The 17,679-nt window shown below is 65.6% G+C and carries 32 protein-coding genes; 1 reads left to right on the plus strand and 31 read right to left on the minus strand.

The features are described 5' to 3' along the window. The 8 genes from truA to infA all read right to left on the minus strand — a co-directional run bounded on the left by truA (window position 1) and on the right by infA (window position 4,665). Window positions 1–825, minus strand: a complete 825-nt coding sequence (truA, locus tag ACQ5DX_RS17215; protein ID WP_430333739.1) for a tRNA pseudouridine(38-40) synthase TruA — start codon at window positions 823–825, stop codon at window positions 1–3. A 71-nt stretch (window positions 826–896) separates the two neighbouring features. Continuing rightward, complete coding sequence (gene rplQ / locus ACQ5DX_RS17220; RefSeq protein ID WP_430333740.1) at window positions 897–1,400, minus strand: 50S ribosomal protein L17; 504 nt, start codon at window positions 1,398–1,400, stop codon at window positions 897–899. Between the two features lie 55 nt (window positions 1,401–1,455). Next, entirely contained in the window at window positions 1,456–2,520 is a 1,065-nt protein-coding gene (locus ACQ5DX_RS17225; RefSeq protein ID WP_430333741.1) for a DNA-directed RNA polymerase subunit alpha, read from the minus strand. Between the two features lie 100 nt (window positions 2,521–2,620). Next, window positions 2,621–3,226, minus strand: a complete 606-nt coding sequence (gene rpsD / locus ACQ5DX_RS17230; RefSeq protein WP_114718865.1) for a 30S ribosomal protein S4 — start codon at window positions 3,224–3,226, stop codon at window positions 2,621–2,623. Between the two features lie 26 nt (window positions 3,227–3,252). Then, window positions 3,253–3,666 carry a 30S ribosomal protein S11 gene (rpsK, locus tag ACQ5DX_RS17235; RefSeq protein ID WP_005239680.1) on the minus strand — a complete coding sequence of 138 codons (414 nt, stop codon included), beginning with the start codon at window positions 3,664–3,666 and terminating at the stop codon, window positions 3,253–3,255. Next, window positions 3,666–4,034 carry a 30S ribosomal protein S13 gene (rpsM, locus tag ACQ5DX_RS17240; RefSeq protein ID WP_127918771.1) on the minus strand — a complete coding sequence of 123 codons (369 nt, stop codon included), beginning with the start codon at window positions 4,032–4,034 and terminating at the stop codon, window positions 3,666–3,668. The genes rpsK and rpsM overlap by 1 nt, the downstream gene beginning before the upstream one ends. A gap of 218 nt (window positions 4,035–4,252) precedes the next feature. Continuing rightward, complete coding sequence (gene rpmJ / locus ACQ5DX_RS17245; RefSeq protein ID WP_025347279.1) at window positions 4,253–4,366, minus strand: 50S ribosomal protein L36; 114 nt, start codon at window positions 4,364–4,366, stop codon at window positions 4,253–4,255. A 77-nt stretch (window positions 4,367–4,443) separates the two neighbouring features. Continuing rightward, window positions 4,444–4,665, minus strand: coding sequence for a translation initiation factor IF-1 (gene infA / locus ACQ5DX_RS17250; RefSeq protein WP_003418601.1), 222 nt, complete (start codon window positions 4,663–4,665; stop codon window positions 4,444–4,446). Between the two features lie 226 nt (window positions 4,666–4,891). Here infA and dtd point away from each other — a divergent pair, with 226 nt between their 5' ends. Next, window positions 4,892–5,329 carry a D-aminoacyl-tRNA deacylase gene (gene dtd, locus ACQ5DX_RS17255; protein WP_430333742.1) on the plus strand — a complete coding sequence of 146 codons (438 nt, stop codon included), beginning with the start codon at window positions 4,892–4,894 and terminating at the stop codon, window positions 5,327–5,329. Window positions 5,330–5,400: 71 nt separating this feature from the next. Here dtd and map read toward each other — a convergent pair whose 3' ends face one another. The 23 genes from map to rplC form a co-directional block, all read right to left on the minus strand. Beyond that, window positions 5,401–6,204, minus strand: coding sequence for a type I methionyl aminopeptidase (gene map / locus ACQ5DX_RS17260; protein ID WP_430333743.1), 804 nt, complete (start codon window positions 6,202–6,204; stop codon window positions 5,401–5,403). Further along, window positions 6,204–6,749, minus strand: a complete 546-nt coding sequence (locus tag ACQ5DX_RS17265; RefSeq protein WP_430333744.1) for an adenylate kinase — start codon at window positions 6,747–6,749, stop codon at window positions 6,204–6,206. The genes map and ACQ5DX_RS17265 overlap by 1 nt, the downstream gene beginning before the upstream one ends. Further along, on the minus strand, window positions 6,746–8,068 hold the full coding sequence (secY, locus tag ACQ5DX_RS17270) for a preprotein translocase subunit SecY (RefSeq protein ID WP_430333745.1): 1,323 nt from the start codon (window positions 8,066–8,068) through the stop codon (window positions 6,746–6,748). Before secY ends, ACQ5DX_RS17265 begins: the two co-directional genes overlap by 4 nt. Window positions 8,069–8,286: 218 nt before the next feature. Next, window positions 8,287–8,727, minus strand: a complete 441-nt coding sequence (rplO, locus tag ACQ5DX_RS17275) for a 50S ribosomal protein L15 (protein ID WP_280758543.1) — start codon at window positions 8,725–8,727, stop codon at window positions 8,287–8,289. Window positions 8,728–8,729: 2 nt separating this feature from the next. Then, complete coding sequence (rpmD, locus tag ACQ5DX_RS17280; RefSeq protein ID WP_005518394.1) at window positions 8,730–8,909, minus strand: 50S ribosomal protein L30; 180 nt, start codon at window positions 8,907–8,909, stop codon at window positions 8,730–8,732. Continuing rightward, a complete protein-coding gene (gene rpsE, locus ACQ5DX_RS17285) occupies window positions 8,909–9,547 on the minus strand; it encodes a 30S ribosomal protein S5 (protein WP_430333746.1) in 639 nt (212 codons plus the stop codon). The genes rpmD and rpsE overlap by 1 nt, the downstream gene beginning before the upstream one ends. 31 nt (window positions 9,548–9,578) lie before the next feature. Beyond that, entirely contained in the window at window positions 9,579–9,986 is a 408-nt protein-coding gene (rplR, locus tag ACQ5DX_RS17290; protein WP_348604255.1) for a 50S ribosomal protein L18, read from the minus strand. Between the two features lies 1 nt (window position 9,987). After that, on the minus strand, window positions 9,988–10,527 hold the full coding sequence (rplF, locus tag ACQ5DX_RS17295; RefSeq protein ID WP_430333747.1) for a 50S ribosomal protein L6: 540 nt from the start codon (window positions 10,525–10,527) through the stop codon (window positions 9,988–9,990). A 14-nt stretch (window positions 10,528–10,541) separates the two neighbouring features. Continuing rightward, entirely contained in the window at window positions 10,542–10,940 is a 399-nt protein-coding gene (gene rpsH / locus ACQ5DX_RS17300; RefSeq protein WP_031937772.1) for a 30S ribosomal protein S8, read from the minus strand. Between the two features lie 167 nt (window positions 10,941–11,107). Further along, window positions 11,108–11,293, minus strand: coding sequence for a type Z 30S ribosomal protein S14 (locus tag ACQ5DX_RS17305; RefSeq protein WP_005518383.1), 186 nt, complete (start codon window positions 11,291–11,293; stop codon window positions 11,108–11,110). Window positions 11,294–11,297: 4 nt separating this feature from the next. Continuing rightward, a complete protein-coding gene (gene rplE, locus ACQ5DX_RS17310; RefSeq protein WP_005518382.1) occupies window positions 11,298–11,864 on the minus strand; it encodes a 50S ribosomal protein L5 in 567 nt (188 codons plus the stop codon). Window position 11,865: 1 nt separating this feature from the next. Next, complete coding sequence (rplX, locus tag ACQ5DX_RS17315) at window positions 11,866–12,183, minus strand: 50S ribosomal protein L24 (protein ID WP_430333748.1); 318 nt, start codon at window positions 12,181–12,183, stop codon at window positions 11,866–11,868. After that, window positions 12,183–12,551, minus strand: coding sequence for a 50S ribosomal protein L14 (rplN, locus tag ACQ5DX_RS17320; protein WP_107982809.1), 369 nt, complete (start codon window positions 12,549–12,551; stop codon window positions 12,183–12,185). Before rplN ends, rplX begins: the two co-directional genes overlap by 1 nt. A gap of 170 nt (window positions 12,552–12,721) precedes the next feature. Beyond that, window positions 12,722–13,012, minus strand: a complete 291-nt coding sequence (rpsQ, locus tag ACQ5DX_RS17325) for a 30S ribosomal protein S17 (RefSeq protein ID WP_137725383.1) — start codon at window positions 13,010–13,012, stop codon at window positions 12,722–12,724. After that, on the minus strand, window positions 13,009–13,245 hold the full coding sequence (gene rpmC, locus ACQ5DX_RS17330) for a 50S ribosomal protein L29 (protein ID WP_137725382.1): 237 nt from the start codon (window positions 13,243–13,245) through the stop codon (window positions 13,009–13,011). Before rpmC ends, rpsQ begins: the two co-directional genes overlap by 4 nt. Further along, the gene (rplP, locus tag ACQ5DX_RS17335) at window positions 13,245–13,661 is read right to left on the minus strand and encodes a 50S ribosomal protein L16 (protein ID WP_005518375.1); all 417 of its coding nucleotides are present in this window, start codon (window positions 13,659–13,661) and stop codon (window positions 13,245–13,247) included. Before rplP ends, rpmC begins: the two co-directional genes overlap by 1 nt. 3 nt (window positions 13,662–13,664) lie before the next feature. Next, entirely contained in the window at window positions 13,665–14,462 is a 798-nt protein-coding gene (gene rpsC, locus ACQ5DX_RS17340; RefSeq protein ID WP_430333749.1) for a 30S ribosomal protein S3, read from the minus strand. Further along, window positions 14,462–14,866 carry a 50S ribosomal protein L22 gene (rplV, locus tag ACQ5DX_RS17345; protein ID WP_430333750.1) on the minus strand — a complete coding sequence of 135 codons (405 nt, stop codon included), beginning with the start codon at window positions 14,864–14,866 and terminating at the stop codon, window positions 14,462–14,464. The genes rpsC and rplV overlap by 1 nt, the downstream gene beginning before the upstream one ends. Beyond that, window positions 14,863–15,144 carry a 30S ribosomal protein S19 gene (rpsS, locus tag ACQ5DX_RS17350; RefSeq protein ID WP_005518370.1) on the minus strand — a complete coding sequence of 94 codons (282 nt, stop codon included), beginning with the start codon at window positions 15,142–15,144 and terminating at the stop codon, window positions 14,863–14,865. The genes rplV and rpsS overlap by 4 nt, the downstream gene beginning before the upstream one ends. Window positions 15,145–15,162: 18 nt before the next feature. After that, on the minus strand, window positions 15,163–15,996 hold the full coding sequence (gene rplB, locus ACQ5DX_RS17355; protein WP_005518369.1) for a 50S ribosomal protein L2: 834 nt from the start codon (window positions 15,994–15,996) through the stop codon (window positions 15,163–15,165). 40 nt (window positions 15,997–16,036) lie between these two features. Next, window positions 16,037–16,342: a 50S ribosomal protein L23 gene (gene rplW / locus ACQ5DX_RS17360; protein WP_005518367.1), complete on the minus strand. Its 306-nt coding sequence runs from the start codon at window positions 16,340–16,342 to the stop codon at window positions 16,037–16,039. Continuing rightward, window positions 16,339–17,004, minus strand: coding sequence for a 50S ribosomal protein L4 (gene rplD, locus ACQ5DX_RS17365; protein WP_430333751.1), 666 nt, complete (start codon window positions 17,002–17,004; stop codon window positions 16,339–16,341). The genes rplW and rplD overlap by 4 nt, the downstream gene beginning before the upstream one ends. Next, window positions 17,001–17,654 (minus strand): 50S ribosomal protein L3, encoded by a 654-nt coding sequence (rplC, locus tag ACQ5DX_RS17370; protein ID WP_430333752.1) that lies wholly within the window; start codon window positions 17,652–17,654, stop codon window positions 17,001–17,003. Before rplC ends, rplD begins: the two co-directional genes overlap by 4 nt. Window positions 17,655–17,679: the final 25 nt, after the last annotated feature.

A 17,679-nucleotide genomic window follows, 5' to 3' on the forward strand; every position in this document is an offset into this window, starting at 1 on the left:
CTACTCCCCGCAGCACCCCGCCCCACCCGGATCGACCGCCGTGCGCATCTCCCGGGTGGCTGCGTTGCGCGCAGCCAGATCCTCGTCGGCCGGATAGTCGACGCGGACCAGCGAAAGCCCGTGTGCCGGAGCGACGGCGACCGCGCTCGCGCGCTCGCGCTCCGCCAGCAGACCCGCCATCCACTCGACCGTCCGGCGCCCCTCGCCGACCGCAAGCGCGGCACCGACGAGGCTGCGCACCATCGACCAGCAGAACGCGTCGGCGCTGACGAAGGCCGTCAGCTCTTCGCCCTCGTGCGCCCAGTCGAAGCGCTGCAGTTCGCGCACCGTCGTCGCACCCTCACGGCGCTTGCAGAACGCGGCGAAGTCGTGCAGGCCCAGCAGCCGCGACGACGCCTCCCGCATCGCATCGACGTCGACGTCCTTGGGCCACGCCACCGTGTCACGAGCACGCAGCGGCTCGGCCCCGTAGGGCGCGGTCGTCAGCCGGTACTCGTAGTGCCGGCGGATCGCCGAGAACCGAGCATCGAAGTGTTCGGGAGCGAACGAGACGTCCTTGACACGAACGTCCTTGGGCAGAAATCGGGCGAGCCTGCGCACCAGGCGCGACGGGTCGTCCGGGATCATATCGGCCGGCACGTCCACGTGCGCCACCTGGCCACTCGCGTGGACACCGGCGTCGGTGCGGCCGGCCACCGTCAGCAGCACCGGGGTGCGCACGATCGCGCTCAGCTTCTCCTCGATCTCACCGCACACCGTGCGGCGACCGGGCTGGCGCGCCCACCCCGAAAAATCAGTGCCGTCGTACGAAACATCGAGGCGCAATCGAACGAACCCGCCGTCCCCAACGGGAACGACGGGTTCGTTCGATTCAGCGTGTGCCGAAACCAAGTGGACTAGTCCTTCTTGGCCTCGTCGGCATCGGCTGCGGCCTCGACGACCTCGGCCTCGGGGGCCTCGGCCTCGACCGCGGTCTCCTCGGCAGCCGGAGCAGCCTGCGAAGCAGCGACGCGGCGAGCGCGGTCCGCCTCGGAGGTGACCGTCTTCTCCTGGACAAGCTCGATGATCGCCATCGGAGCGTTGTCACCCTTGCGGGGGACGGTCTTGATGATGCGGGTGTAACCACCGTCGCGGTCGGCGTAGAACGGGCCGATCTCCGCGAACAGGGTGTGCACGACATCCTTGTTGCGGATGACCTTGAGAACCTCGCGACGGTCGGCCAGGGAACCAGCCTTGGCCTTGGTCACGATCTTCTCGGCGTACGGACGCAGGGCCTTGGCCTTGGCCTCCGTGGTGGTGATTCGGCCGTGCTCGAAGAGAGCAGTCGCCAGGTTGGCGAAGATCGCCTTCTGGTGCGACGCCGACCCGCCGAAGCGGGCACCCTTCTTGGGCTTGGGCATTGGAGCTCCTCTGGGGCTCGCCCAGCACATTTGCCCATGTGCCGGGTGATACGGGTTACAGCTGTTCGGTCTCGGCGTAGTCCTGGTCGTTGCCCTCAGCGTCGCTGAAGGCACCGGCGTCGGTGTCGCTCCACGTACCGGTGGCGGCGTCGTAGCCGGCAACGGTCGTCGGATCGAAGGACGCAGGGCTGTCCTTGAGGGCGAGGCCGAGCGAGTGCAGCTTGACCTTGACCTCGTCGATGGACTTCTGTCCGAAATTGCGGATGTCGAGCAGATCGGACTCCGTGCGTGCCACCAGCTCGCCGACGGTGTGAACACCCTCGCGCTTGAGGCAGTTGTAGGAGCGGACCGTCAGGTCCAGGTCCTCGATGGGGAGTCCGAAGGAAGCGATGTGATCGGCCTCGGCGGGCGAGGGTCCGATCTCGATGCCTTCTGCTTCGACGTTCAGCTCACGGGCCAGGCCGAAGAGCTCAACCAGGGTCTTGCCCGCCGAAGCGAGCGCGTCCCGAGCGGTGATGGAGTTCTTGGTCTCCACGTCGAGGATCAGCCGATCGAAGTCGGTGCGCTGCTCGACACGGGTCGCTTCCACCTTGTAGGTGACCTTGAGCACCGGCGAGTAGATCGAGTCGACCGGGATACGGCCGATCTCGGCGCCGGACGCCTTGTTCTGGACGGCGGGGACGTAGCCGCGACCGCGCTCGACGACGAGCTCGATCTCCAGCTTGCCCTTGTCGTTCAGGGTGGCGATGTGCAGATCCGGGTTGTTGACCGTGACGCCTGCCGGCGGAACGATGTCACCCGCAGTCACGACCCCGGGGCCCTGCTTGCGGACGTACATGGTGACCGGCTCGTCCTCTTCGGAGCTCACGACCAGGCCCTTGAGGTTCAGGATGATGTCGGTGACATCCTCCTTCACGCCCGGAACCGTGGTGAACTCGTGGAGAACGCCGTCGATACGGATGCTGGTGACAGCAGCGCCGGGGATCGACGACAGCAGGGTGCGGCGCAGCGAATTGCCGAGGGTGTACCCGAAGCCTGGCTCGAGGGGCTCGATGACGAACTTCGAGCGGTTTTCAGCGATGACCTCTTCGGTCAGCGTGGGTCGCTGAGAAATGAGCATTGGATTTCCTCCTGTACGGACGTCCGCTATATGACGCCCACGATGGGAAAGGCTTGGGGCCTGGGAGCGGCCGTTTCCGACCGCTCCCAGGCATCACGCCTTACTTCGAGTAGTACTCGACGATCAGCTGTTCCTGCAGCGGAACCTCGATCTGCGCACGCTCGGGGAGCTGGTGCACCAGGATGCGGAGGCGTCCACCGACGACCTGCAGCCAGCCCGGGATCGGGCGATCGCCCTGGGTCTCACGGGCGATCTGGAACGGCAGGGTCGCCAGCGACTTCTCGCGGACATCGATGATGTCGTACTGCGAGACGCGGTAGCTGGGGATGTCGACCTTCTTGTTGTTCACGAGAAGGTGGCCGTGCGTGACCAGCTGACGCGCCTGACGGCGGGTGCGAGCGAGGCCTGCGCGGTACACGACGTTGTCGAGACGCGACTCCAGGATCTGGAGCAGGTTCTCACCGGTCTTACCGGGGCGGTTGACCGCCTCCTGGTAGTAGCGACGGAACTGCTTCTCCATGACGCCGTAGGTGAAGCGAGCCTTCTGCTTCTCCTGCAGCTGGAGCAGGTACTCGCTCTCCTTGATACGCGCGCGGCCGTGCTGGCCGGGCGGGTACGGACGCCGCTCGAATGCCTGGTCGCCTCCGACGAGGTCGACGCGCAGACGACGCGACTTGCGGGTGATGGGTCCGGTATAACGTGCCATGTTCTTTTACCTATCCTTCCCGCTACTTAAACCCGACGCCGCTTGGGCGGACGGCAGCCGTTGTGCGGCTGGGGGGTGACATCGGAGATGGTGCCGACCTCGAGGCCTGCAGCCTGCAGCGAGCGGATCGCGGTCTCGCGGCCCGAGCCCGGGCCCTTCACGAAGACGTCGACCTTCTTGACACCGTGCTCCTGCGCCTTGCGGGCAGCATTCTCAGCGGCGAGCTGAGCAGCGAACGGCGTCGACTTGCGCGAGCCCTTGAAGCCCACGTGGCCCGACGACGCCCAGGAGATGACGTTGCCGGCCGGGTCGGTGATCGACACGATCGTGTTGTTGAAGGTGCTCTTGATGTGAGCGGCACCGTGCGGGACGTTCTTCTTGTCCCTGCGACGCGCCTTCTGGGTCTTCTTCGGACCGGTGCTACGTGACTTGGGAGGCATTACTTCTTCTTTCCTGCGACGGTGCGCTTCGGACCCTTACGAGTGCGAGCGTTGGTCTTGGTGCGCTGTCCACGCACGGGCAGACCACGGCGGTGGCGCAGGCCCTGGTAGCAGCCGATCTCGATCTTGCGGCGGATGTCCGCCTGCACCTCGCGGCGCAGGTCACCCTCGACCTTCACCGACTCCTCGATGTACTCGCGGAGCTTGGCGAGGTCCTCGTCGGAGAGGTCCTTGCTGCGCAGGTCCGGGCTGACGCCGGTAGCCGCGAGGATCTCCTTGGAGGTGGTACGGCCGATGCCGTAGATGTAGGTCAGTGCGATCTCCATGCGCTTTTCGCGAGGAAGATCAACACCTGCGAGACGTGCCATGTGGCATTCCTATCGGTGTGCGGAGGTCTGCTCCCAGTCCGTCCCCTGCGTCTGAAAAACTCTGCGGTCAAACACTCGCAGTGGGGCCCCGGCCTCCGTGCCGGGGGTCGACCGCTACCTGCCTTCGGTTTCCCTGGGCCCGGGTTGCAGTTGGTGCTGGGAGGTCTTCTTTGCGCTTGTTGCCAAGCCGATCTCGAAGAAGGCCGTGATCTGTCGGATTAGCCCTGACGCTGCTTGTGGCGCAGGTTGTCGCAGATCACCATGACGCGCCCGTTACGGCGGATCACCTTGCACTTTTCGCAGATCTTCTTGACGCTAGGCTGAACCTTCACGTGCGTCTGATCTCCTGTTGTCTGTCCACCCGAGGGCAGACATAGTTCTCCCCGGCCGGATGTGGCCGGGGAAGCTATTACTTGTAGCGGTAAACGATGCGCCCACGCGACAGGTCGTAGGGCGACAGCTCCACGACGACGCGGTCCTCGGGAAGAATGCGAATGTAGTGCTGACGCATCTTGCCGCTGATGTGTGCGAGGACCTTGTGGCCGTTCTCCAGCTCAATGCGGAACATCGCATTGGGCAGCGGCTCGACAACTCGTCCCTCGACCTCGATGGCCCCGTCCTTCTTAGCCATATCCTCCGCGATCCGTTGAGTGGCGTATGGGTGCATCGGTTACCGTCGCCGGTATCCGCTACAACAGTGGTCCTGGCCGGCCGAAAAACGACACCCGACTCGAGGTCGGACACGCAGACAACCGATACGCAGGGCGCACCGTTGTTCCATCCTACCGGCAATTCCCAACCAGGCCAAATGCGGCCTGCAGCCGCCCACTCCCCCACACGAAGGAAGAAACAGCCACATGCGAGCACTCGTCCAACGGGTCACGTCGGCAGCCGTCACCGTCGACGGCGAGGAGGTGGGCCGGATCTCGCCACCCGCCGGCGGGCAGGGACTGCTCGTGCTCCTCGGCGTCGGCCACGACGACGACCCGATCGCCGCGTCGAACCTCGCCCGCCGCGTGTGGCGGCTACGGATCCTCGACGACGAGAAGTCTGCGTCCGACGTCGATGCCCCCGTCCTCGTCGTCAGCCAGTTCACCCTCATGGCCGACACCCGCAGGAGTCGACGGCCGTCGTGGTCCCCGGCCGCGCCGCGCGCCGTCGCCGAACCGCTCGTCGACGCGTTCGGGGCCGCGCTGCGCGAACTCGGCGCCACCGTCGAAGTCGGTCGGTTCGGCGAGCACATGCAGGTGAGTCTCGTCAATGACGGACCGGTGACCGTCCTGCTCGAGAGCTGACCTTCGCACACACGAACGCCGAGCGGGCCGTGAGTTCAGTGAACTCACGGCCCGCTCGGCGTTGTTCGATCTCAGTTGTCGCCGGGACGCAACGTCAGGATCCGCGGACCGTCCTCGGTGACGGCCACGGTGTGCTCCCAGTGCGCGGCACGACTGCCGTCGGTGGTCACCACCGTCCAGTCGTCGTCGAGAACCTCGGTCTCGTACGTGCCGAGTGTGAGCATCGGCTCGATCGCCAGGACCGACCCGATCACCAGGTGCGGCCCCTTGCCGGGAGCGCCCTCGTTCGGCAGGAACGGATCCATGTGCATCTCACGCCCGATCGCGTGACCGCCGTAGCCGTCGACGATCCCGTAGTGGCGACCGTGCGTGGACTCGGCGGCACGAGTGCCCAGTTCGATCGCGTGCGAGACGTCCGTCAGCCGGTTGCCGTCCACCATGGCAGCGATGCCGGCTTCCATCGACAGCCGCGTCGCCTCGCTCAGCTGGGCATCGGCTGCGCTGAGCTCACCGACACCGAACGTCCACGCGGAGTCGCCGTGCCACCCGTCGAGGATGGCCCCGCAGTCGATCGACACCAGATCGCCCTCGACGAGGAGCTCGTCGGCGGACGGAATGCCGTGCACGACGCGGTCGTTGACCGACGCGCAGATAGATCCGGTAAAACCGTGGTACCCGAGGAACGACGGCACTGCGCCCGCGTCGCGGATGACCGATTCGGCAACCCGGTCCAGCTCCAGTGTGCTGACTCCGGGCTTGGCCGCGTCTCGCACCGCCACGAGGGCGGCCCCGACGATCGCACCCGCCGCCGCCATGGCATCGAGCTCACCCGCCGTGCGGAACGGAACGACCTTGCGCTTGCGGCCGAACGCCATTACTTCCCCAGCGCGGCGAGGGCGCGGGCGTTGACCTCTTCGACGGCACCCACGGCATCGACCGTGACGATCTGGCCGGCGTAGTGATCCAGCAGCGGCGCGGTCTCCTCGCGGTAGACACGCATGCGGTTACGGATGACGTCCTCGGTGTCGTCGGCGCGACCACGGGCCAGCATCCGCTCGACGACGACCTCGTCGTCGACGTCGAACGCGAGCACACCGTCGAGCTTGGCACCGATGCCCTCGAGGATCTCCTCGAGCGCCTTCGCCTGATCCACCGTGCGCGGGAAACCGTCGAGCAGGAAGCCGTTGGAGGCGTCGGGCTCGGCGACGCGCGCCTTCACCATGTTGTTCGTGATTTCGCTCGGGACCAGGTCGCCCGCGTCGAGGTACTTCTTGGCCTCGAGTCCGAGCGGGGTCTCCTGACCGATGTTCGCGCGGAACAGATCGCCGGTGGAGATGTGGGGAATGCCCAGCTTCTCGGACAGGATCGCGGCCTGGGTGCCCTTACCGGCACCGGGAGGACCAAGGAGGACAAGTCTCACTTGAGGAACCCTTCATAGTTTCGCTGCATGAGCTGGCTCTCGATCTGCTTCACGGTATCGAGGCCCACACTGACGATAATCAGCACCGCCGTGCCGCCGAACGGCAGGTTCTGTGCGCCACCCGAGCTGCCGATCTCGAGGAACAGATTCGGCAGGACGGCGATGACGCCGAGGTAGATCGCGCCCGGCAGGGTGATGCGGCTCAGCACGTAGTTGAGGTAGTCGGCGGTCGGTCGTCCCGGACGAATGCCCGGGATGAATCCGCCGAACTTCTTCATCTCGTCTGCGCGCTCCTCCGGATTGAAGGTGATCGCGACGTAGAAATAGGTGAAGAAGACGATCATCCCGAAGTAGATCAGGATGTAGACCGGGTTGGCCGGGTTCACCAGATACTCGTTGATCCAGCGCTGCCACCAGCTCGGATCGGGATTGGTGTTGGCGCCGGTGAGCTGCACGATGAGGTTGGGCAGGTACAGCAGCGACGACGCGAAGATCACGGGGATGACGCCGGCCTGGTTGACCTTGAGCGGCAGGTACGTGGACGAGCCGCCGTACATCTTGCGGCCCACCATCCGCTTGGCGTACTGCACCGGGATGCGGCGCTGACCCTGCTCGACGAAGACGACACCGGCGATGATCACCAGCGCCGCGACACAGACCAGCGCGAACACCAGGCCACCACGGCTGTCGAGAACCGTGCGGCCCTCGCTCGGGAGACGCGAGGCGATGCCGGCGAAGATCAGCAGGGACATACCGTTGCCGACGCCGCGCTCGGTGATCAACTCACCGAACCACATGACGAGCGCGGCACCGGCCGTCATGACGAGCACGATGATGATCAGGCCGAAGACGCTCTGGTCGGCGAGGATCGGTTCCGAACAGCCCTGTAGCAGCTGACCGCGGGCCGCGAGAGCGACGATGCCCGTCGACTGCAGGATCGCCAGCGCGACCGACAGATAGCGCGTGTACTGCGTCATCTTCGTCTGTCCCGACTGGCCCTCCTTGCGGAGCTCCTCGAACTTCGGGATGACGACGGTCAGCAACTGAATGATGATGCTGGCCGTGATGTACGGCATGATGCCGATCGCGAAGATCGACAGCTGCAGCAGCGCGCCGCCGGAGAACAGGTTGATCAGCGAGTAGATGCCCGCGGACTCGCCACCGGACACCTGATCGATACACGCACGGACGTTGCCGTAGTCGACACCCGGTGACGGCAAGGTTGCGCCCAGCCGGTACAGGGCGACCAGACCGAGCGTGAAGAGGATCTTCCGCCTCAGGTCAGGCGTCCTGAGGGCCGAGACAAAGGCGGAAAGCAAAGATCCTCCTGGCGCACGACATACGGAGAGCCGATCTGACTGACCCGCCCATGAATTGGATAACTCTAGAACTCTAACAGTGACACATGAAAACACAGCCCCGTTGCATGGGCTGGTCGCTCACCAGTATGCCCGTTCGCACACGGTGAAGCGGCGAATGGCCGCAACTCGCCCCCGGAAGGAGGAGTTGCGGCCATTCGACGATCAGTTGAGCGAGATCACAGCTCGGTGGTGGTACCACCGGCAGCGGCGATCTTCTCCTTGGCGGCGCCGGAGAACTTGTTCGCGGTGACCTGAACGGCCACCGTGAGCTCGCCCTCGCCGAGAACCTTCACCAGCTGGTTCTTGCGAACCGCGCCGGCGGCAACGAGCTCGGCAACGCCGATCTGTCCACCCTCGGGGAACAGACGAGCGATGTCGCCGACGTTGACGACCTGGTACTCGGTGCGGAACGCGTTCTTGAAGCCCTTGAGCTTCGGCAGACGCATGTGCAGCGGCATCTGCCCGCCCTCGAAGGCGGCCGACACGTTCTTGCGGGCCTTGGTGCCCTTGGTGCCGCGACCAGCGGTCTTACCCTTCGAGCCCTCACCGCGACCGACGCGAGTCTTGTCGGTCTTGGCTCCGGGGGCAGGGCGCAGGTGGTGCAACTTGATGGTCATGGTTAGACCTCCTCAACCGTGACGAGGTGGCGCACCACGTTGATCAGACCACGGTTCTGCGCGTTGTCCTCGCGGACGACGGACTGACGGATGCCCTTCAGTCCGAGGGTGCGCATGCTGTCCCGCTGGTTCTGCTTGGTGCCGATGGTGCTCTTGACCTGGGTGACCTTGAGCTGTGCCATTACTTCACGCTCCCAGCCTGTGCACGAGCGCGCAGCATCCCGGCCGGGGCCACGTCCTCGAGGGGCAGGCCACGACGGGCTGCGACCTCTTCCGGACGCTGCAGACCCTTGAGGGCGGCAACCGTCGCGTGCACAACATTGATCGCGTTGTCGCTACCGAGCGACTTGGCGAGGATGTCGGAGACGCCCGCGCACTCGAGCACGGCACGCACCGCGCCACCGGCGATCACACCGGTACCCGGGCTGGCCGGACGCAGCATGACGACACCGGCCGCCGCCTCGCCCTGAACCGGGTGGGTGATGGTGCTGCCGATAAGCGGCACACGGAAGAAGCTCTTGCGAGCCTCCTCGACGCCCTTCTGGATGGCCGCAGGAACTTCCTTGGCCTTGCCGTAGCCGACGCCGACGAGTCCGTTGCCGTCGCCCACGATCACGAGAGCGGTGAAGCTGAAGCGACGACCGCCCTTGACGACCTTCGACACGCGGTTGATGGAGACGACGCGCTCGATGTGGTTCGACTTCTCGGCAGCGTTGTCACGACGGTTGTCGCGACGGTCGCGGCCACCGCGGTTGTCGCCCTGAGGGCCATTCTGTCCGGCGGGTCCGCTTCCGCCGTCACGCCTTTGACGTCCCGGCATCAGGCATTCCTTCCGTTAGTAATGTTGGTCATCAGAACTTCAACCCGCCTTCGCGAGCGGCATCGGCCAGGGCCGCGATGCGGCCGCTGTAGGTGTGGCCACCGCGGTCGAAGACCACGGCCTCCACGCCGGCTGCCTTGGCACGCTCGGCGATCAGCTGACCGACCTTGGCGCCACGGGCCTTCTTGTCGCCGTCCAGTGCACGCACGTCGGCCTCGATGGTCGACGCGGCGGCAAGCGTCTTGCCGGCCAGGTCGTCCACCAGCTGCACGTGGATGTGACGCGAGGAGCGGTTCACGACGAGACGCGGACGCTCGGGGGTGCCGGAGACCTTCTTGCGGAGACGGAAGTGACGACGCGCCTTCGACAGACGACGCGTGGTGGACACGTCCTTGCCCAGCGGAATCCGCTTGGCTTTCTGGTTTGCAGTCTGGCTCATATCACTTACCCGTCTTTCCGACCTTGCGACGGACCTGCTCACCCTCGTAGCGGATGCCCTTGCCCTTGTACGGGTCGGACTTGCGCAGGCGGCGGATGTTGGCCGCGATCTGGCCGACCTTCTGCTTGTCGATGCCGGAGATCGAGAACCTGGTCGGCGACTCGACAGCGAAGGTGATGCCCTCCGGAGCCTCGATCAGTACCGGGTGGCTGAAGCCGAGCGAGAACTCGAGGTCCTGGCCCTTGAGCGCCACACGGTAACCGACACCGTGGATCTCCATCTTGGTGTTGTAACCAGCGGTCACACCGACGATCATGTTCTGCACGAGGGTGCGCGACAGACCGTGCAGCGCGCGGCTGCGACGCTCGTCGTCGGGACGGGTGACCTGCAGGGCACCGTCCTCACCCTTGGCGACCGAGATCGGCTCGGAGATCGTCAGCGACAGCGAGCCCTTGGGGCCCTTGACCGCGACGTCCTGACCGGCGATGGTCACGTCGACGCCCGCGGGGACGGCGACAGGAATCTTTCCAATACGCGACATTGTGGTGGCCTCCCTTACCAGACGTAGGCGAGGACTTCCCCGCCCACTCCCTGATTGGCCGCCTGACGATCGGTGAGCAGACCGGACGACGTGGAGATGATCGCCACGCCGAGGCCGCCCAGGACCTTGGGCAGGTTGGTGGACTTCGCGTACACGCGCAGACCGGGCTTCGAGACACGGCGGACGCCGGCGAGGCTGCGCTCGCGGCTGGGGCCGTACTTGAGGTCGACGATCAGCGTCTTGCCGACCTCGGCATCCTCGGTGCGGTAGTCCGCGATGTAGCCTTCGCGCTTGAGGATCTCGGCGATGTTCGCCTTGATCTTCGAGTGCGGCAGCTTCACCTCGTCGTGGTACGCCGAGTTGGCGTTGCGCAGACGCGTCAAGAAGTCTGCGATCGGATCAGTCATGGTCATGTGTTGACCTGTGCACCTTTCTCGTTGGGGTTCCCATGCAACACCGATCCGGTCCCGCTCCGCCGAGAATCGGCGGAGCGGGACCGGCCCGATCGTGGGCCTACAACGAAGTGGTTCTTACCTTCACCGCCCCGCGGGTGCGGAACGGAAGTCTGTTGTTCGGCCGCTTACCAGGAGCTCTTGTGAACGCCCGGCAGCTCGCCGGCGTGCGCCATCTCGCGAACGCAGATTCGGCACAGGCCGAACTTGCGGAACACGGAGTGCGGACGGCCGCACTTCTGGCAGCGGGTGTACGCGCGCACCGCGAACTTCGGCTTCTTGTTGGCCTTGTTGACCAGTGCCTTCTTAGCCATGGGCTCAGTTCTCCTTGAACGGGAAGCCGAGGTGCTTGAGCAGCGCACGGCCTTCTTCGTTGTTGGTGGCGGTGGTCACGACGGTGATGTCCATACCGCGCGGACGATCGATCTTGTCCACGTCGATCTCGTGGAACATCGACTGCTCGTTGAGGCCGAACGTGTAGTTGCCGTTGCCGTCGAACTGGTTGCCCGACAGGCCGCGGAAGTCGCGGATACGGGGCAGCGCGATGGACACCAGGCGATCCAGGAACTCCCACATGCGGTCGCCACGGAGCGTGACGCGCGCGCCGATCGGCATGCCCTCACGCAGCTTGAACTGCGCGATGGACTTGCGGGCCTTGCGGATCTCGGGCTTCTGGCCGGTGATCAGGGTGAGGTCGGCGACCGCACCGTTGATCAGCTTCGCGTCACGTGCGGCGTCGCCGACACCCATGTTCACGACGACCTTGACCAGGCCGGGGATCTGCATGACGTTCGCGTAATCGAACTCAGCGTTCAGCGCATCCTTGATCTCCGCACGGTAGCGGGCCTTCAGACGCGGCTGGGTCTTGTTCTCGGTGGAGGTCATGTCAGATGTCCTTCCCGTTCTTCCGGGAAATGCGAACGCGCTTGCCGGTCTCGTCATCCGTGCGGTAGCCGACGCGAGTCGGGTTTCCGTCCGAGTCGACGACCATGACGTTGGAAACGTTGATCGGGGCTTCCTGCGTCACGATGCCGCCGGAGGAGGCGCCGCGCTCGTTCGCAGACACCGCGGTGTGCTTCTTGATGCGGTTCACGCCCTCGACCAGGATCTTGTTGGTCGCGGGGTAGGCCTGAATGACCTTGCCCTTCGCGCCCTTGTCCTTGCCGGCAATGACCAGCACGGTGTCACCCTTGTGCACCTTCATCACAGCACCTCCGGGGCGAGCGAGACGATCTTCATGAACTTCTTCTCGCGCAGCTCACGGCCGACGGGTCCGAAGATACGGGTGCCGCGAGGATCGTTGTCCGCCTTGATGATGACGGCAGCGTTCTCGTCGAACTTGATGTACGAGCCGTCCGGACGACGGCGCTCCTTGGTGGTGCGGACGATGACGGCCTTGACGACCTCGCCCTTCTTCACGTTTCCACCCGGGGTCGCGTCCTTGACGGTGGCGACGATGATGTCGCCGATCCCGGCGTAGCGACGAGACGAGCCACCGAGAACGCGGATGCAGAGAATCTCCTTGGCACCCGTGTTGTCGGCGACGCGCAGTCGCGACTCCTGCTGAATCACTAACTTCTCCTTGACCTGGCTTGTTTCGACCGGGCGACGCGCGTGCGAATCACCTGGTCATGCGCGGCAGATTTCCGACCCGACGCGCGCGGTCCGTACCCGCCGATGGTGGGGCTGCCACTGCTTCCACAGGGCAACCCCACCATCGTACTGGATACACTCTCAGGCTCTTACTTGGCCTTCTCGAGAACCTCGACCAGACGCCAGCGCTTGGTCGCCGACAGCGGTCGGGTCTCCATGAGCTGGACGCGGTCGCCGATGCCGGCGAGGCCGTTCTCGTCGTGCGCCTTGACCTTCGAGGTCCGTCGGATGATCTTGCCGTAGAGCGGGTGCTTCACCCGGTCCTCCAGCTCGACCACGATGGTCTTCTCCATCTTGTCCGAGACCACGTAGCCGATGCGGACCTTGCGGCTGCCGCGCTCTTCGGTGCTGTTGGTGCTCACTGCCTTTTCCTCACTCATGCCGCGTCACCTGCGTCCGGACCGGAGGCCAGGCCGAGCTCACGCTCGCGCAGGACGGTGTAGATGCGCGCAATCTCGTGACGGACCGTGCGCAGCCGGCGGTTGTTGTCCAGCTGACCGGTGGCCATCTGGAAACGAAGGTTGAACAGTTCTTCCTTCGCCTCGCGGAGCTTGGTGACCAGTTCTTCGTCGGTCAGCTCGCGGAGCTCTGCAGCAGGGCTGGTGGTTGCCATCAGAACTGCTCCTCCCTCGTCACGATCCGGCACTTGCACGGGAGCTTGTGCATCGCGCGGCGCAGGGCCTCGCGGGCAATCTCCTCGTTCGGGTAGCTCATCTCGAACATGACCCGACCGGGCTTGATGTTCGCGACCCACCACTCCGGCGAACCCTTACCGGAACCCATGCGGGTCTCGGCAGGCTTCTTGGTGAGCGGACGATCCGGGAAGATGTTGATCCAGATCTTGCCGCCACGCTTGATGTGGCGAGTCATGGCGATACGAGCGGACTCGATCTGCCGGTTGGTGATGTAGGCGGGCTCGAGAGCCTGGATTCCGTACTCACCGAAAGCCACCTGGGTACCGCCCTTGGCGGCACCCGAACGGCTCGGGTGGTGCTGCTTGCGGTGCTTGACCCGGCGCGGGATCAACATGCGTCAGCCCTCCTTCTGCTCGGTAGAAGCGGGAGCATCGGCGGTTGCAGTCGCAGCGCGACCGGCCTCGGTGCTGGTCGCCGTGGTGCCGGCAGCACCGGAGCGACGCGGACGGCTCGGGCGCTCGCGACGCGGGCGCTCGGCCGGGGCAGCGGCGGACAGCTCACGCTTGCCGCCGACGATGTCGCCCTTGTAGATCCAGACCTTCACGCCGATGCGACCGAAGGTGGTCTTGGCCTCGTACAGGCCGTAGTCGATGTCCGCACGCAGCGTGTGCAGCGGAACGCGACCCTCACGGTAGAACTCCGAGCGGCTCATCTCGGCGCCGCCGAGGCGGCCCGAGCACTGCACGCGGATGCCCTTGACGTTCGGCTGACGCATGGCCGACTGGATAGCCTTGCGCATCGCACGACGGAACGCGACACGGTTCGAGAGCTGCTCGGCGACACCCTGTGCCACGAGCTGAGCCTCGGCCTCGGCGTTCTTGACCTCGAGGATGTTCAGCTGGACCTGCTTGCCGGTCAGCTTCTCGAGCGCGGCGCGGATGCGATCGGCCTCGGCGCCACGGCGACCGATGACGATGCCCGGACGCGCGGTGTGGATGTCCACACGCACACGGTCGCGGGTGCGCTCGATCTCGACCTTCGCGATGCCCGCGCGCTCCATGCCGGTGGCGAGGAGCTTACGGATCTCGACGTCTTCCTTGACGTACTCCGCGTACTGCTTGTCTGCGTACCAGCGCGACTTCCAGTCGGTCGTGATGCCGAGACGGAAGCCGTGCGGGTTGATCTTCTGGCCCACTACTGACCACTTCCCTTCCGGCGGTTACGACCCGAGGCGGAACCCCGGCTGGCCACACTTTCCACGATGACCGTGATGTGGCTCGAACGCTTGCGGATCCGGAAGGCCCGGCCCTGCGCGCGCGGCTGGAACCGCTTGAGGGTCGCGCCCTCGTCCACGAACGCCGTCGCGACGACGAGCGTGGAGGGATCCAGGTTCAGGTTGTTCTGCGCGTTGGCAGCTGCGCTGGCGATCACCTTCGCGACCGGCTCGGCAGCGGCCTGCGGTGCGAACTTGAGGATCGCGAGAGCCTCGTCGACCGACTTGCCGCGGACGATGTCCACGACACGGCGCGCCTTCATGGGGGTCACGCGCACGTGGCGCGCGACCGCCTTCGCGGTGGGGTTCTGGGTTTCAGTACTCATCGACGCTTGCTCTTCCGGTCGTCCTTGATGTGGCCCTTGAACGTCCTGGTCGGTGCAAACTCTCCGAGCTTGTGGCCAACCATCGAATCCGAAACGAACACCGGAACGTGCTTGCGTCCGTCGTGGACGGCGAACGTGTGACCGATGAAGTCCGGAATGATCGTGGAACGACGGCTCCAGGTCTTGATGACCTGCTTGGTGCCCTTCTCGTTCTGCACGTCCACCTTCGCAAGGAGGTGGTCATCGACGAACGGGCCCTTCTTCAGGCTGCGTGGCATCCTTCACTCCCTCCTTGACTAGCGCTTCTTGCCGGTACGGCGACGACGGACGATGAGCTTGTCGCTCGCCTTGTTCTTGCGGGTGCGGCCCTCGGGCTTGCCCCAGGGGCTGACCGGGTGGCGACCACCGGAGGTCTTACCCTCACCACCACCGTGCGGGTGGTCGACGGGGTTCATGACCACACCACGGACGGTCGGGCGGACGCCCTTCCAGCGCATGCGGCCGGCCTTGCCCCAGTTGATGTTCGACTGCTCGGCGTTGCCGACCTCGCCGACGGTGGCGCGGCAGCGCACGTCGACGCGACGGATCTCACCGGACGGCATACGCAGCGTGGCGTAGGTGCCTTCCTTGCCCAGCAGCTGGATGCTGGCGCCGGCGGAGCGGGCCATCTTGGCGCCGCCGCCCGGACGCAGCTCCACTGCGTGGATGGTGGTACCGGTGGGGATGTTGCGCAGCGGCAGGTTGTTGCCCGGCTTGATGTCGGCGCCTGCGCCGGACTCGATCGGGGCGCCCTGCACCAGGCCCTTGGGGGCGATGATGTAGCGCTTCTCGCCGTCCGCGTAGTGCAGCAGCGCGATGCGAGCGGTGCGGTTGGGGTCGTACTCGATGTGAGCGACCTTGGCCGGCACGCCGTCCTTGTCGTTGCGACGGAAGTCGATCAACCGGTAGGCGCGCTTGTGACCGCCACCCTTGTGACGGGTGGTGATGCGACCGTGGGCGTTACGACCACCGCGACCGTGCAGCGGGCGAATGAGCGACTTCTCGGGCGTCGACCGAGTGATCTCGGCGAAGTCCGAGACGCTCGAGCCGCGGCGGCCCGGGGTAGTCGGCTTGTACTTACGGATTGCCATGAGTCTTCTCGTCCTCTATATCTCGTCAAGTCCCAGACGCTTACGCGACCGGGCCTCCGAAGATCTCGATGGGCTTGCTGTCGGCCGAGAGGGTCACGAGCGCACGCTTGGTGTCCTTGCGCTTGCCGTAACCGAAGCGGGTCCGCTTGCGCTTGCCCTGACGGTTGGCGGTGTTGACGCTGGTCACGGTGACGCCGAAGACCTTCTCGACGGCAATCTTGATCTGCGTCTTGTTCGAGTCCGGGTGCACCAGGAAGGTGTAGGTGCCTTCCTCGATCAGTCCGTAGGACTTCTCGGAGATGACCGGGGCCAGCAAGATGTCGCGGGGGTCGGCGATGGTGGTCACTTGCTCTCCTCCTCGTTCTTGGCCGGGCCCGCGATGAAGGTGTTCAGAGCCTCGAGGCTGAACACGACGTCATCGCTGTTGAGCACGTCGTAGGTGTTGAGCTGGTCGGGTGCGATGGGGTGCACGCCGTCCAGGTTCTGGACGCTCTTCCACGCTGCGATGTCCTCGCGGCCGACGACCAGCAGGAACTTCTTGCGGTCGGACAGCTCGCCCAGGAACGACTTCGCCGTCTTGGTGGACGGGACCTGCCCGGCGACCAGCTCGGTGATGACGTGGATGCGCTCGCTGCGGGCCCGGTCGGAGAGGGCGCCACGCAGTGCGGCAGCCTTCATCTTCTTGGGGGTGCGCTGCGAGTAGTCACGCGGCTGCGGGCCGTGGACGGTGCCACCGCCGGCGAACTGCGGCGCGCGGGTCGAGCCCTGACGTGCGCGGCCGGTGCCCTTCTGGCGGTACGGCTTCTTGCCACCGCCGCGGACCTCGCCGCGGGTCTTGGTGGAGTGCGTGCCCTGACGTGCCGCAGCGAGCTGCGCGACGACGACCTGGTGCATCAGAGCGATGTTCGCGGTCGCGTCGAAGATCTCGGAGGGGAGATCGACGGTGCCGTTGGTCTTGCCACCGGCTGCCTTGACGTCGAGGGTCAGCTTGGTTGCGGTCTCGGTCATGCCGAAGCACCACCCTTCACTGCGGTCTTGACGATCACGAGGCCGCCCTTGCGGCCGGGGATCGCACCCTTGATCAGCAGCAGACCGTTCTCGGCGTCCACCTTGTGGACCGAGAGGTTCTGCGTCGTGATGCGGTCGTTACCCATGCGGCCCGACATGCGCATGCCCTTGAACACGCGGCCGGGGGTGGCGCAGCCACCGATGGAGCCCGGGCGACGGTGCACAGCCTGCGCACCGTGGGAGGCACCCTGGCCGGCGAAGCCGTGACGCTTCATGGTGCCGGCGAAGCCCTTGCCCTTGCTGGTGCCGGTGACGTCGACGTAGCCGCCGTCCTCGAACACCTCGGCCGTCAGCTCCTGGCCGACCTCGTACTCGGAGGTGTCGGCGACGCGGAGCTCGACGACGTGGCGACGCGGGGTGACGCCGGCCTTGGCGAACTGACCGGAGGTCGGCTTGTTCACCTTGCGCGGGTCGATGGCGCCGAACGCCAGCTGCACGGCGCTGTAGCCGTCACGCTCTTCGGTACGGATCTGGGTGACGACGTTCGGCCCGGCCTTGACGACGGTGACCGGGACGACCCGGTTGTTCTCGTCGAAGACCTGGGTCATGCCGAGCTTGGTGCCCAGGATTCCCTTGATCTGATTAGTCATTTGATATCTCCGCTGCGTCTTCCCA

The sequence above is a fragment of the Rhodococcus sp. ACT016 genome (genome assembly GCF_050477185.1).
In the GTDB taxonomy this organism is placed as follows: Bacteria; Actinomycetota; Actinomycetes; order Mycobacteriales; family Mycobacteriaceae; genus Prescottella.

What these genes read in the sequence shown, in the direction of transcription:
- map (WP_430333743.1), bottom strand. Translation starts at nt 6,204, where the DNA reads ATGGCGTTCGGCCGCAAGCGCAAGGTCGTTCCGTTCCGCACGGCGGGT.
- rplF (WP_430333747.1), bottom strand. Translation starts at nt 10,527, where the DNA reads ATGTCGCGTATTGGAAAGATTCCTGTCGCCGTCCCCGCGGGCGTCGAC.
- rpsS (WP_005518370.1), bottom strand. Translation starts at nt 15,144, where the DNA reads ATGCCACGCAGCCTGAAGAAGGGCCCGTTCGTCGATGACCACCTCCTT.
- rpsD (WP_114718865.1), bottom strand. Translation starts at nt 3,226, where the DNA reads ATGGCACGTTATACCGGACCCATCACCCGCAAGTCGCGTCGTCTGCGC.
- rpsQ (WP_137725383.1), bottom strand. Translation starts at nt 13,012, where the DNA reads ATGAGTGAGGAAAAGGCAGTGAGCACCAACAGCACCGAAGAGCGCGGC.
- infA (WP_003418601.1), bottom strand. Translation starts at nt 4,665, where the DNA reads ATGGCTAAGAAGGACGGGGCCATCGAGGTCGAGGGACGAGTTGTCGAG.
- rpsE (WP_430333746.1), bottom strand. Translation starts at nt 9,547, where the DNA reads ATGCCGGGACGTCAAAGGCGTGACGGCGGAAGCGGACCCGCCGGACAG.
- rplQ (WP_430333740.1), bottom strand. Translation starts at nt 1,400, where the DNA reads ATGCCCAAGCCCAAGAAGGGTGCCCGCTTCGGCGGGTCGGCGTCGCAC.
- rplC (WP_430333752.1), bottom strand. Translation starts at nt 17,654, where the DNA reads ATGACTAATCAGATCAAGGGAATCCTGGGCACCAAGCTCGGCATGACC.
- ACQ5DX_RS17305 (WP_005518383.1), bottom strand. Translation starts at nt 11,293, where the DNA reads ATGGCTAAGAAGGCACTGGTCAACAAGGCCAACAAGAAGCCGAAGTTC.
- rpmD (WP_005518394.1), bottom strand. Translation starts at nt 8,909, where the DNA reads ATGGCACAGCTCAAGGTCACCCAGGTCAAGAGCACCATCGGCACCAAG.
- rpsK (WP_005239680.1), bottom strand. Translation starts at nt 3,666, where the DNA reads ATGCCTCCCAAGTCACGTAGCACCGGTCCGAAGAAGACCCAGAAGGCG.
- rpsH (WP_031937772.1), bottom strand. Translation starts at nt 10,940, where the DNA reads ATGACCATGACTGATCCGATCGCAGACTTCTTGACGCGTCTGCGCAAC.
- rpmC (WP_137725382.1), bottom strand. Translation starts at nt 13,245, where the DNA reads ATGGCAACCACCAGCCCTGCTGCAGAGCTCCGCGAGCTGACCGACGAA.
- rplP (WP_005518375.1), bottom strand. Translation starts at nt 13,661, where the DNA reads ATGTTGATCCCGCGCCGGGTCAAGCACCGCAAGCAGCACCACCCGAGC.
- rplE (WP_005518382.1), bottom strand. Translation starts at nt 11,864, where the DNA reads ATGACCTCCACCGAGAACAAGACCCAGCCGCGTCTGAAGGCCCGCTAC.
- rplX (WP_430333748.1), bottom strand. Translation starts at nt 12,183, where the DNA reads ATGAAGGTGCACAAGGGTGACACCGTGCTGGTCATTGCCGGCAAGGAC.
- ACQ5DX_RS17225 (WP_430333741.1), bottom strand. Translation starts at nt 2,520, where the DNA reads ATGCTCATTTCTCAGCGACCCACGCTGACCGAAGAGGTCATCGCTGAA.
- rplD (WP_430333751.1), bottom strand. Translation starts at nt 17,004, where the DNA reads ATGACCGAGACCGCAACCAAGCTGACCCTCGACGTCAAGGCAGCCGGT.
- rplR (WP_348604255.1), bottom strand. Translation starts at nt 9,986, where the DNA reads ATGAGCCAGACTGCAAACCAGAAAGCCAAGCGGATTCCGCTGGGCAAG.
- rplB (WP_005518369.1), bottom strand. Translation starts at nt 15,996, where the DNA reads ATGGCAATCCGTAAGTACAAGCCGACTACCCCGGGCCGCCGCGGCTCG.
- rplV (WP_430333750.1), bottom strand. Translation starts at nt 14,866, where the DNA reads ATGAGTACTGAAACCCAGAACCCCACCGCGAAGGCGGTCGCGCGCCAC.
- dtd (WP_430333742.1), top strand. Translation starts at nt 4,892, where the DNA reads ATGCGAGCACTCGTCCAACGGGTCACGTCGGCAGCCGTCACCGTCGAC.
- rplO (WP_280758543.1), bottom strand. Translation starts at nt 8,727, where the DNA reads ATGACCATCAAGTTGCACCACCTGCGCCCTGCCCCCGGAGCCAAGACC.
- rpsM (WP_127918771.1), bottom strand. Translation starts at nt 4,034, where the DNA reads ATGGCACGTCTCGCAGGTGTTGATCTTCCTCGCGAAAAGCGCATGGAG.